Annotated in this window: 10 protein-coding genes; 5 read left to right on the top strand and 5 right to left on the bottom strand. The window is 27.6% G+C overall.

Annotated features, from left to right (window positions below; all coding sequences use genetic code 11):
• Positions 1-10: 10 nt before the first annotated feature.
• On the bottom strand, positions 11-2,917 hold the full coding sequence (locus tag H0H45_RS00295) for a 4Fe-4S dicluster domain-containing protein (RefSeq protein WP_185866639.1): 2,907 nt from the start codon (positions 2,915-2,917) through the stop codon (positions 11-13).
• A gap of 40 nt (positions 2,918-2,957) precedes the next feature.
• Positions 2,958-4,271 (bottom strand): c-type cytochrome, encoded by a 1,314-nt coding sequence (locus tag H0H45_RS00290; protein ID WP_185866638.1) that lies wholly within the window; start codon positions 4,269-4,271, stop codon positions 2,958-2,960.
• A gap of 144 nt (positions 4,272-4,415) precedes the next feature.
• On the opposite strand from H0H45_RS00290, the gene H0H45_RS00285 reads away from it, so the two are divergent.
• Genes H0H45_RS00285 through H0H45_RS00265 form a run of 5 tightly spaced genes read left to right on the top strand, consistent with a single transcriptional unit; the run spans position 4,416 to position 8,832 of the window.
• Entirely contained in the window at positions 4,416-5,747 is a 1,332-nt protein-coding gene (locus H0H45_RS00285; RefSeq protein ID WP_238785226.1) for a M16 family metallopeptidase, read from the top strand.
• A complete protein-coding gene (locus H0H45_RS00280; RefSeq protein ID WP_185866637.1) occupies positions 5,731-7,182 on the top strand; it encodes a M16 family metallopeptidase in 1,452 nt (483 codons plus the stop codon). The genes H0H45_RS00285 and H0H45_RS00280 overlap by 17 nt, the downstream gene beginning before the upstream one ends.
• Before the next feature lie 12 nt (positions 7,183-7,194).
• On the top strand, positions 7,195-7,512 hold the full coding sequence (locus H0H45_RS00275) for an iron-sulfur cluster assembly protein (protein ID WP_185866636.1): 318 nt from the start codon (positions 7,195-7,197) through the stop codon (positions 7,510-7,512).
• A 15-nt stretch (positions 7,513-7,527) separates the two neighbouring features.
• A complete protein-coding gene (locus tag H0H45_RS00270) occupies positions 7,528-8,475 on the top strand; it encodes an SPFH domain-containing protein (protein WP_185866635.1) in 948 nt (315 codons plus the stop codon).
• Positions 8,476-8,481: 6 nt separating this feature from the next.
• A complete protein-coding gene (locus H0H45_RS00265; protein ID WP_185866634.1) occupies positions 8,482-8,832 on the top strand; it encodes a DUF3127 domain-containing protein in 351 nt (116 codons plus the stop codon).
• Here H0H45_RS00265 and H0H45_RS00260 read toward each other — a convergent pair.
• The 3 genes from H0H45_RS00260 to holA all read right to left on the bottom strand — a co-directional run bounded on the left by H0H45_RS00260 (position 8,821) and on the right by holA (position 13,248).
• Positions 8,821-9,462, bottom strand: coding sequence for an endonuclease III domain-containing protein (locus H0H45_RS00260; protein WP_185866633.1), 642 nt, complete (start codon positions 9,460-9,462; stop codon positions 8,821-8,823). The two genes, H0H45_RS00265 and H0H45_RS00260, sit on opposite strands and share 12 nt — an antisense overlap.
• 11 nt (positions 9,463-9,473) lie before the next feature.
• Positions 9,474-11,597 carry an ATP-dependent Clp protease ATP-binding subunit gene (locus H0H45_RS00255; protein ID WP_185866632.1) on the bottom strand — a complete coding sequence of 708 codons (2,124 nt, stop codon included), beginning with the start codon at positions 11,595-11,597 and terminating at the stop codon, positions 9,474-9,476.
• Positions 11,598-11,676: 79 nt separating this feature from the next.
• Entirely contained in the window at positions 11,677-13,248 is a 1,572-nt protein-coding gene (gene holA, locus H0H45_RS00250) for a DNA polymerase III subunit delta (protein WP_185866846.1), read from the bottom strand.
• Positions 13,249-13,250: the final 2 nt, after the last annotated feature.

Genomic DNA, 13,250 nt, shown 5'->3' with positions numbered 1-13,250 from the left:
TCCCTTCTTTCTATTTCAAATTTCTAATCTTTAATTGATAGGATACATTCGGACGTATTCCGAGAAATTCCAGAAGTTTATAATTTCTTTGATCTTTAATTTTTTCTAAAATATGGCTATCCTTGTCATTAACATCTCCAAAAGTAATTGCTTTTGTAGGACAAGAAACACTACAAGCTGTTTCAAATTCTTCATCTTTTATATTTCTATTTTCTTTTTTTGCAATTCCTATAACAGATTGTGTTCTTTGTATGCATAAAGAGCATTTTTCCATAACTCCTCTGCTTCTAACAACAATATCTGGATTAAGAACCATTCTTCCTAGATCATTATTCATATGAAAATCAAATTTTTTGTTATTAGCATAATTAAACCAATTAAAACGTCTTACTTTATAAGGACAATTATTTGCACAATAACGTGTTCCTACACAACGATTATATGCCATCATATTTTGACCTTGCTCTCCATGAGATGTAGCACCAACCGGACATACAGTCTCACAAGGAGCATTTTCACAATGCTGACACATGACAGGTTGAAAAGAAACTTTTGGATTTTTGAAAAATTCATCCTTAGAATTTTCTTTTTCGGAATAATATCTATCCACACGTAACCAATGCATATCTCTAGATTTTCTAATCTCTTCTTTTCCCACAATAGGAACATTATTTTCCGAATGACATGCAATAATACAAGCTCCACATCCAATACAAGCATTCAGATCTATAGACAAATGAAAATGATGACCTTTTTTATTATCTTTTTCTTTTCCAAAAAGGCCATTCCAAATAGGAGCCTTCTCTTCTGGTTCATTCCAAATTTCTTTAGAATGTTTTAAAAAAGTTTCTAAATCTGTTTCTTTGACTATATTTCTTCCTTCAGTTGTATTTTGTAACTGGATACAAGCAAATTTATGTATTTTATTTACTTTTTTTATCTGTATATTTTTTTGTATCAAATGAAAATTTTCGTAAAGTACATAAGCATTTTTTCCTTTGATCATTTGAGAAAATTTTCCTATTTTTTGTCCATATCCAAAAGATAAACCGATAGAACCTATAGCTTGTCCAGGTTGAATATAAACAGGGATATCTGCAATCAAAATTTTTTGATCTTTGATTAAATCTACACAATGTCCATTCATAGCTCCTATTCCTGTATACCAATTTCTTACTCCTATTTTTTTTGCATCATCATATGATATAGTTAAATAATTTTCCCAAGTAGTCCGCGTAATTGGATCTGGAAGTTCTTGAAGCCATGGATTGTCATATTGATGGCCGTCTCCTAGACTTGTTTTTGTGTATAATCTAAGTTCAAAATTTTTATCTAATTTATTTTTTTCATCTCTAGAAATAGAATATTTTTCCTTAGATAGAACATTGTTTTTTCGAATGATATTTTCTTCTTTTTCCACTACTCCGTGAAACAAAGCTTCCTGAAAAGAGGAAACATTGGATTTGGGAATAATTTCTTTTTCCCAAATGTTTTTTAAGTATTCGTAATAATTTTTTTCTGGATTTTTTCCCCAAATCATTAAAGAATCTTGAAATTGTCTTGTATTAAATATACACTGAATAGTAGGCTGAATCAGGGTGTAAATCCCTGTAACAGGATGAGTGTCTCCCCAACTTTCTAGCCAATGAGGAATGGGCGCTAATACATCCATTAATTCATTGGTTTCATCTTTTTTCATAGAAAAAGATATAGTAACTGGTATTTTTCTTAAAAATTTTTTTATTTCATGAGAAAGGGAAGAAGGAAGACTATAGACTGGATTAGTATTATGAATTAATAAAGCTCCAACTTTTTCTTTTTCTAAATTTTTTATAAAGTTCTTTAGTTTATCATCATCACTTTCTTTTGATAAAAAAAATTTATTTTTTTGTAAAGCTTGACTATGAATTTTTTGATTTATTAAAAAAGAAAAAATATATGCTTCTTTACTTCCATCTGCAAGAACTACACTTTTTGATCCTTTTTTTTGAATTAAGTCAGTTATTTTTTTTACCATTTCACTATTAGTTTCTTTTTGAAGAACTAGTTTTTGGTAAACTTCAAATAACATTTTTTCTATATCTGATGGCTTTTTTGAAATACGAATGTCCGCATTGGCTCCAGATAGACTCATATTACTTTCTATCTGAATGTGTTGTATCATAGATTTTTTTGGATTTTTATTCCTTGTATAGGAATTACTCATATTTTCCGGACTCCAATCTCCTAAAAAATCAGCATCGAAAGATACTATTAATTCCGTTTTTGATAAATCAAAAAGTGGAAAACCTCGGAATCCAAATATTTCTGCTGCAGCATCTAAAGCTTTTGAATAAGAAATAGCATCATAAGTAATCCATTTTGTGGTTGGATATGTTCTTGTAAAATCTTGGATTAATTTTTTGGTCGAAAAACTTGGATAAGAGGACGAAAAGATTACAATATCTTTTTTTAGTTCTGATATTTTTTCTAAATGAGAAATGACATAGTTATCTATTTGATGCCAAGAACATTTATTTTCCTTAATAAAAGGATTTTTTAACCTTTTCTCATCATAAAGAGATAACAAAGAAGATTGAATTCTAGCTGATGTGGTATTTAAATAATTGGAAGTTAGATTAGGTTCTATTTTTATAGGACGTCCTTCTCTGGTTTTAACTAATACACTTCCAATATCAAAGGGGTCTATCATGGTAGATGCGTAATAGGTAGGAATGCCTGGAGTAATCACTTCTGGTTTTACGACATAAGGAATGGATTTTATTACCGGACCTTTACATGCAGCTAAAGTAACAGAAGCTGTACTAAAACCTACCCATTTCAAAAAATCACGTCTAGAGGTTCTATTTTTTAAAAAATTTTTAATTGGGATATCTATTTTAGAAATAGCGTTTTCTTTTTTATTTGATTTCATCATAAATAATTTATTAAGAAAAATAAATGACGGATTAAGTTATTTAATAGTGACATTTAGCACATTCTGTACCACCAATCATATCTATGGTTATTTTTTTTCCTTTCTTTTTTTGGATAAAATTGGAAAAATACTTTTGATAATATTGATTATTAATATCTATTTCTGTTTCTCGATGACAAGAAATGCACCATTCCATGGTAAAATCTTGAGACATTTCTACTTGATCCATATTTTGAACATCTCCATGACAAGCATTACAAGTCAAATCTACTTTTTTTGATTTTTTGATCATTTTTTCTCCTGTTATTATATGTTGAGAATGATCAAAATGAACAAAATCAGGCATATTGTGTATTCGTATCCATTGAATAGGATTTATATTTTGAGAATATTCCCTTTTTTCTGGATTCCAACCCACAGAATGGTATATTTTTTGTATTTCCTGATTATATATTTCCCTACTCTTTCCTTTTTCAATATAATCACCTTTATATTCATTGATAGTGATATGACAATTCATACAAATATTTGCAGAAGGAATTCCAGATACTTTGCTATATTTTGCTGAAGAATGACAATACTGACAATCAATTCCATTGATACCAGAATGAATTTTATGAGAAAACAAAATGGGTTGTTCTGGTTTATATCCTTTATTTACATCTATTTTCATTAAAAATATCCAAATTCCGTATATTCCTAATAAGAATAAAAATCCTATAAAACAAGATAGGAAAGCAAAATTTTTTTTCTTCTTTCCTAAAAATTTAAATAAAACAGAATATATCCAAAAATCTTTTTTATCTCTTTTCTTATAAAGAAGATCTTCATTTAATAATAATTTAGTTAAAATTTGAATTTTGTATAAAATCCAAAGTAAAATCGCAGATAAAATACTAAGTCCAAAAACAATTATTTTAATTAAAAATGGGTTTTCTTCCAATTCTAACTTGGCATTTTTTTCCTTTTTTTCGTCATCAGGACTTTCTTTCTTGATGACAGGATTTTTGATAAAAGATAATATATCATCTATTTCCTGTTCGGATAATTGAGGAAATAAATTCATTTCCACATTTCCATATTCTTTGTAAATGGCTATAGCGTCTTTATCTCCACTTTGTCGAAGAGATTTGTTATCCACAATCCATTTATGTAACCATTCTCTGCTTCTTTTTTCGGTAATACCAGCTAGAGGGGGTCCGATCATTTTTTTTTCTAAATCTATAGAGTGACAAGACGTACAATTCTTTTTAAAAAGTTCTGTCCCTTTTTCTGCATTTCCTTTTATATCTTTTGCTTCAATTTTTAGAAAAAAAGAAAAGAAAAAAAGGAAAAAAAATAAAAAATATTTCATAATATTTTACTCTTAGACTCCACATTAATTCCACAAAATAATAGAATAAAAGAAAAAAATCCCATTTTTTGGAAAAAAAAATTCGTAAATTCCTTTAATTTATTTTGTAAATTTGTTTTTTATTCATAGAAAACAATATGCAATATGAATAGAATTTCTTTCTTAATCATCATGACAATGATAATGTTTAATTCTTTGAAAGCTGATCAAGTACCTAATAATAAAATTAGATTTTTTGAGGAAACCCTGTCAAATGGACTACATGTTATTTTACATCAAGATAACACAAATCCTTTGGTATCTATTTCCGTTTTATATCATGTAGGAACTAAAAATGAATCTCCCGGAAAATCCGGTTTTGCTCATTTTTTTGAACATTTAATGTTTGAAGGTTCCAAAAATATTAAAAGAGGAGAATTTTTCAAATATATAGCTTCTAATGGGGGAAAGAATAATGCTTATACCAATCATGATGAGACTTGTTATTACGAAGTTTTGCCATCAGATCGCCTCCCTTTAGCCTTATGGTTGGAATCTGAAAGAATGCTTCATGCAAAAATAGATGCAGAAAGCATTAATATTCAAAGAGAAGTAGTCAAAGAAGAAAAAAAAATGCAAATAGAAAATCAACCGTATGCTAAAGCTATCTCAGAAATTATTCCTTCTTTATTATTTAAGAAACATCCTTATAAGTATCCTATTATTGGTTTTGAAGAAGATTTAGATTCTGCTACAGAGGTAGATTATAAAAAATTTTATGAAACTTATTATGTTCCCAATAACGCTACTTTAGTGGTAGCAGGTGATTTTGATATGAAAGAAGCAAGGAATTTGATTCAAACATATTTTTCTCCTATTCCAAAAGGAAAAATAGATTTTCACATGAAGAGAATAGAAGAAAACCCTATTAGAAAGGAAATTTTTTCTACCTATGTAGATAAAAATACTAAAGTTCCTGGTGTTTTTTTGTCGTATAGACTTCCAAAAATAACGGATAAAGATTCTTATGTATTAAAAATTATAGATCATATTCTTTCTTCTGGAGAAAGTTCACGGATAATGAAAAATGTTGTAAATAATCAACAGTCAGCTTCTTATGCAGGATCTTTTTTAGATTCTATGGAAGATTACGGTATTTTCATTATATACGGATTAATAAATCCTGGAGTGACTTTAGAAAAATTAACAAAAGTTATAGATAAAGAAATAGAAAATTTAAAAGAAAAAGGAATAAAACCGTATGAATTAGAAAAACACAAGAATTTTTTTGAAAAAAAATTTCTTTTCGAGAATTATTATATGAGTGGAATAGCAGAAAATTTAGCTCATTATCATTTATACTATAAAAACGCAGATTTAATTAATACAGATATAGAAAAATACCGTGAAATATCTGTGGAAGATATTAAGATAGTTGCTAATAAATATTTAAATAAAAATAGTAGAGTCCGTTTATATAATGTTCCAACTAGTTAAATTTTTTAATCAAAAAATTATTCTTCTTATAATAACCATCAACATTTTTTTTCAAACAAATATGTTTTCTCAAATAGTTAATCGTAGTTTTCCACCTAAGTCTTTAACAAGAAAGACTGTTATCAATATTGAAAAACCTCAGTTTTTTCAAATGAAAAATGGATTAAAAGTTTTAGTTGTAGAAAATCATAAACTTCCTTTAGTTAGAGTAGGTTTAGAATTAGACTATAAACCTTTTTTGGAAAAAGAAAAGGCTGGAATAAAAAAGATTTTTGGACAAATGCTTCGTTCTGGAACAAAGAATTCTTCTAAGGAAGAATTAGATGAAATAATTGATTATATAGGAACCACTTTGTATACTTCTTTTTCAGGAATATCTATTTCTACTTTAAAAAAACATTTAGAAAAGTCTATTGCTATTATGAGTGATATTTTGATGAATAGTCAATTTGATAATTCTAAAGAATTGGAAAAAATAGTCAAACAAAAGATTATAGATATTCACTTATCAGAAAAGGATCCCAATGCCATTTTACAACGGGTACGAAATGTTTTATATTTTGGAAAAAATCATCCTTATGGAGAATATGAAACTTATGATACAATAAAAAACATTACTCTTAAAGATTTAAAAAAATTATATCGTAAATATTACATTCCAAATATCTCTTATCTTTCTTTTATAGGAGATGTCTCTTTACAAGAAGCAAAACAATTATGTGAACATTATTTATCTAAATGGAAAAAAAGATCTTTTTCTCAAGGAAAACAAATTTTAAAAAAATCAAATTTTTCTCCAAAAATAGAAATAGATTTAGTGGATATACCTTCTCTGACTCAATCTACCATTTGTTATGGTGGGCCTGTATTTTTTCAGAAAAATGATCCTACTTATTTTTCTTCTATTTTAGCTAATGGAATTCTTGGAGGAGGACCTCAAAGTCGTTTATTTTTAAATCTTCGAGAAAAGAAAGCTTATACATATGGAATTTATTCTGTTTTGAAATCAGATAAGGATATAGGTTATTTTTCTGTTTATACTCAGGTTAGAAATGGAGTCACAGATCAAGCTATAAAAGATATTCTAAAAGAAATTGTAGAAATTACCACAAATAAAGTTACCCCAGAAGAATTGAATATTAAGAAAAAAGAGATATGTGGTTTATTTATTCTAGATTTAGAAGATCCAAATAGAATTAGTGATTTTTTTATAAGTGAATTAAAAAATAATCTTCCAAGTGGATTCTATAAAAATTATTTGAATAGTGTTCAATCCGTCACGATTTCTGATGTACATTCTTCATGTAAAAAATTTTTTTCTGTAAAAAATGGGAGAATTTTAATTATAGGAAAAGCTAATGAGCTTTTACCTATTTTGAAAAATTTTGATTATCCTATTCGTTTTTTTGATAAATTTGGAACAATGTTAAAATGAGTATAAATTGAAATGAAAGAAGATTATTCCTCTTTAGAGGATCGTATTATTTCTATATTGAAAAGAATATATGATCCAGAAATACCGGTAGATATTTATGAATTGGGTCTGATTTATGATATACAAATCTCTCATGAAAATGAGGTCAAAATAGTGATGACACTCACTACATCGAATTGTCCAGTTGCAGATAGTTTGCCTATAAAAGTCAAAGAAGAAGTTGAATCTATTGAAGAAATTAAAAAAGTGAATGTCGTTTTAACATTTGATCCTCCTTGGAAAAGAGAATTTATGAGTGAAGAAGCTCGTTTAGAACTTGGAATGTTGTAAATTTTTAATATATATATGAGCATTTTTAGTTTACTATTTTATGGATTATTAATTCTTTTAATCCTTTCTTTTTTTTCTAGCTTTATTTTTATAGTTCATCAAGAAACCGCTTCTATTGTTGAAAGACTTGGAAAGTTTCATAGTATTCGTCAAGCGGGATTACATTTAAAGATTCCTTTCATAGATAATATAGTAGGAAAATTAACATTGAAAATCCAACAATTAGATATTTTAGTGGATACAAAAACCAAAGATAATGTTTTTGTGAAAGTAAAAATATCGGTTCAATTTCAAGTGATTAAAAACAAGATATATGAAGCTTTTTATAAATTGGACAATTCTCATTCACAAATTACTTCCTATATATTTGATGTTGTGAGAGCTGAAGTTCCAAAAATGCGTTTAGATGATGTTTTTGAACGAAAAGATCATCTAGCTCTTGTTGTAAAGGGAGAGCTAGAAGGTGCTATGTTAAATTATGGATATTCTATTATTAAAGCTTTAGTTACAGATTTGGATCCAGATGAACAGGTGAAACATGCTATGAATCGCATTAATACAGCTGAAAGAGAAAAAGTAGCGGCTGAGTATAAAGCAGAAGCTGAAAGAATTAAAATAGTGGCTAAAGCTAAAGCAGAAGCTGAAAGTAAAAAATTACAAGGAAAAGGAACAGCAGATCAGCGCAGAGAAATAGCTAGAGGAATTTTAGAATCTGTAGAAGTTTTAAACAATGTAGGAATCAATTCACAAGAGGCGTCTGCCTTAATTGTCGTGACGCAACATTATGACACCCTTCAATCTATGGGGGAAAATTCCAATGCTAATTTAATTTTATTACCTAATTCTCCAGGAGCTGCTAGTGACATGTTGAATAATATGATAACATCATTCAATGTATCTAGTCAAATTGGAGAATCTATAAAAAAGAAAAATGACACTAAAAATAGTAAAAAAAATAAATAAAATTACATGGAAATAATAGGAAGAGTTAAGAAATTATTTGATATTCAAAAATTTGATAGTGGATTTAAAAAAAGAGAAATGGTTCTTACTACGGAAGAACCGTATCCTCAAAATATATTGATAGAATTTATTCAAGATAAAGTGGATTTATTAGGCTCTATAAGACCAGAGGATAAAATAAAAGTTTTTATTAATCTTCGTGGAAGAGAATGGACAAATCCAGAAGGAATCATCAAATATTTTAATTCAATACAAGGATGGAAAATTGAAGAAATCCAGCATTCTATAGAAAATAAAACATCTATATCTCCCTCTTTATCCTCATCTTCTGAGGATTTTGATGATTTACCTTTTTAATAGATTATTGTTGACCAATTTTTGATAGATAATGTCATTTTTAGAGTTCCATCTTCTAGATGGAGAATATTCTTTTCCGTAAAGAATGATTTGAAGGTGTAATTTTTTCCAATTTTTTTTCGAAAAAAAACATTTGGCATCTTTTTCTGTTTGTCTTATATTTTTTCCGTTACTTAGTTTCCATCGAAACATCATTCTATGAATATGAGTATCTATAGGAAATACAGGTTCTTTTGATACATGAGACAAAAAAACGGAGGCGGTTTTATGGCCTATTCCTGGTAAAGATTCTAATTCAAAAATATTTTTTGGAATAATTCCATTATATTTTTTTATTAAAATAATAGATAAATTATAAATATTTATAGACTTTCTTTTATAAAGTCCAATACTTTTTATATAATTTTGAATATTTATCACAGATAAATGAATAATATCTTGAGGTTTTTGAATTTTTTTAAACAAGATTTTTGTTATTTGGTTCACTTTTTTTTCCTGACTTCTCGAGGTTAATAGGATTGCTATAAGCAAAGTAAATTCATTAGTGTAGTATAAGGAACTAATTGGATTAGGATAAAGAAAATTTAAAGTATCTGTGATAATTTTTATTTTTTTTTCTATTTCTAACATTAAATTCTATTCTATGATTTTTGAATAATAACTTGAACATCATCTTTTTTTTCATTCATTTTCAATGTAATTTGATTTCCTTTTTTTAAGGTTTCATTAATGATACATTCTGAGATGGGATTTTTTATGAATTTTTCTATAACTCTTTTTAATGGACGAGCTCCATATTCTTTATCAAATCCTTTTTTTTCAATAAAATTTTTTACTTCGGGAAGTAATATTAATTGATATCCTAAATTAGATATATGAGCATTTATTTTTTCTATTTCTAAATGAGTTATTTTAGATATGTCCTCTGGTTTCAAAGAGTTAAAAAGGATAATATCATCTATTCTATTTAAAAATTCTGGAGAAAAAGTATGTTTCAGAGCATGCTCTAAAATGTTTTTATAATTATTTGATTTCCTAGCCTGAGTATAGAAACCAATTTCTTGGCCAAATTCTTTTAATTTTTGGATTTCTGTATTTGAAGTAAAGATAATGACGGTATTTTTGAAGTTGACTTTTCTTCCCAGGCTATCTGTTACACATCCATAATCCAACATTTGTAATAGAACATTAAATACTTCAGGATGTGCTTTTTCTATTTCATCCAACAAAATGACAGAATAAGGTCTACGACGTATAATTTCTGTTAGCTGCCCTCCTTCTTCGTAACCCACATAGCCAGGAGGTGCCCCTATTAATCTGGAAACAGAAAATTTTTCCATATATTCACTCATATCCAGACGGACTAATGATTCTTCTGAATCAAATAATTCCCTAGAAAAAATCTTTGCTAAATAAGTTTTTCCTACACCTGTTTTTCCTAAAAAAATGAAAGATCCTATAGGACAATTAGGATCTTTTAATCCTGTTCTATTTCTTTGAACTGCTTTCACTATTTTTTTCACAGCTTCATCTTGTCCGATTATTTTTTCTTTTAGAAGATCTATCATTTTATTCAACTTTTTCATTTCAGCTTGAGCTATTCTATTTACCGGAATTCCACTCATCATAGAAACTACTTCTTCCACGTTTTCTTCAGAAACAGTTTCTCTATTCTCTTTGGAAGACTCTTCCCAAGCTTTTTGTGCTTGTATTAATTGTTTTTCTATCCGTTTTTCCGTATCACGAAGACGTGCAGCTTCTTCATATTTTTGACTTTTAACTACTTGGGATTTTTCTTCACGAATATTTTCCAATTCTTTTTCCAGAAGAACTATTTCTTGTGGAACTTTAATATTTTTAATGTGAACACGAGATCCTGCCTCATCTAATGCATCAATGGCTTTATCAGGAAAAAAACGATCTACAATATATCGTCCAGTTAAGTTTACACAAGCATTTATCGCATCTTCTGTATAAATTACATTATGATGACTTTCATATCTTCCTTTTATTTTTTTTAAAATTTCAATAGTTTCTTCTTCAGAAGAGGGTTGTACAATAATTTTTTGAAATCTCCGTTCTAATGCTCCATCTTTTTCTATGTATTGTCTATATTCATTCAATGTAGTAGCCCCAATACATTGAATATCCCCCCTAGCCAAAGCAGGTTTGAATATATTAGAAGCATCTAATGAACCTGTAGTTCCACCAGCCCCAATCATTGTATGAATTTCATCGATAAAAAGAATTAAATCTGTATTTTTTTCTGATTCATTTATGATAGCTTTCATTCTTTCCTCAAATTGTCCCCTATATTTAGTTCCAGCTACTAAACTAGCTAAATCTAAAACAACTACTCTTTTATTATATAAAACTCTGGATACTTTTCTCTGTACAATACGTAATGCTAATCCTTCAGCTATAGCAGATTTTCCAACCCCTGGTTCTCCTATAAGAAGGGGGTTATTTTTTTTTCTTCTACTCAGTATTTGAGAGACCCTTTCTACTTCTTTGTTTCTCCCCACTACAGGATCTAATTTTCCTTGAATAGCTATGGAATTGAGATCTCTTCCAAAATTATCTAATACTGGAGTTTTACTTCGTACGGAGGTTCCTCCATAATAACTTGATCCCATTCCGCTACCTCCAGATCCATAGGAAGTAGAACTATCATTTTCAATATCTTCATCTGAAGAAGTAGAAGAAAAAAATATTTTTTTTTCTTCAAAAAAAGAATATTTTTTTAGAAAAAAATTATGAATCATATAAAAATGTTTATCTGAGAAGATAAATGATCTCTTTCATTTTTACAAATAAATCAACGGATAATTCCAATGTATCCTTTTACGATAAGGATATTTTTTTATTGTATAGTTTAGTTGGAATAGAAGATAAAATTTTCAATTTTAATCTTTCTATCAATTTATCTACACATTTATTTTTTCTAGATAAAAAATTGTATTGTTCTATTGGGAGATTTTCCAAATTTTTTTCTTTGACTAGAATTTTGAATTCTAAATGTGGATTATTCAATTTATTTCTAAAATATTTTATAAAATGTGTTTGTATGAAAAAAAAATTACGATTTTCTAATTTTGAGGGGACCACCAAAAGTATTTTATTTTTATAGATAAAAAATTTTATTTCATGTTTTAGTGAATTTAAATAAGTAGGATGAATCTTTTCAGAAAACTTTTGGATGAACTTTATCCAGTTTTCTTGTAAAAATTGAATTTTTTTTTCCTCAAGATCTTTCTTCTGAATAGGAAATTCCTCAAGATCTTTCTTCTGAATAGGAAATTCCTCAGGATCTTTCTTCTGAATAGGAAATTCCTCAGGATCTTTCTTCTGAATAGGAAATTCCTCAGGATCTTTCTTCTGAAACAGAAAATTGGCTAATTGGATCAAATAGATTTCTATTGTTAATTTAGAATTCTTATATATTAAAGATTCTTTTTCCATTTGACAACAAATCCTCAAAGCATTAACTAAAAAAGAAAAATGTATTTTTCTGGATTGTTGTATATAAAATCGTATAGTTTTCTTTTTTAATTTTAAAAGGAATAAAGTTTCAGTATTTTTCGATAACAAGAGATCTCTAAAATGTTTAGTCAATCCACTTATGAAATTAATAGAACTAACTCCAGATTGAAAAATTTTATCTAACAAAATTAATATCTTAGAGATTTTTTGATCTAATAGATAATCAATTATTTTAAAATAGTAACCCGGATCCAGAATTCCTAATTTTTCCATAACTAATTCTCTGGAAATTTTTTTTTGGTCATAAAAGGTAAGTTTTTCGAAAGTATTAAGCGCTTCACTAAGTGAACCATTTCCATTTTTAGAAATGAGAAATAAAGCCTCATTATCTATTTCTATACGTTCTTTTTCTGCTATTTTTTTTAAGTAAAAAAAAATATCTCTTAAAGAAATATGTCTAAATTCATAGATTTGACAACGTGAAATAATAGAAAATATTTTATTTTTTTCTGTTGTACAAAAAATAAATAATACATGTATAGGAGGTTTTTCTAGAGTTCTCAAAATAAGATTAAAAGAATCTTGAGGGAAAAAATTTAAATCATTAATAATAAGTATTTTATATTTTCCTTTTTTTGGATATAAACGAATTTTATGGATTTTTTCACATAGAGATTCCACTGAATGATTCAAAAATCCACTTATTTCGAAAACATTTGAAAAAGAGTCCAATTCATTAGCCAAGATTCTTGCACAGGTGTTTTTTCCAACTCCTCTAGGTCCAAAAAATAATAAGATTTGGGATAAACGATTTTTTTCCATGGAATTTTTTAAAATGTTTGTAACATCTACTTGTCCAATGACTTCTTCCCATCTGATAGGTCTATATTTTAAACTCCATACAATGTATGGAAATGGAAAACGTTTATCCATCA

Source organism: Blattabacterium cuenoti, from assembly GCF_014252095.1.
Taxonomy (GTDB): domain Bacteria; phylum Bacteroidota; class Bacteroidia; order Flavobacteriales; family Blattabacteriaceae; genus Blattabacterium; species Blattabacterium cuenoti_F.
The sequence above is the reverse complement of the archived record's forward strand: the minus strand, read 5'-3'. Positions and strand labels throughout refer to the sequence as shown.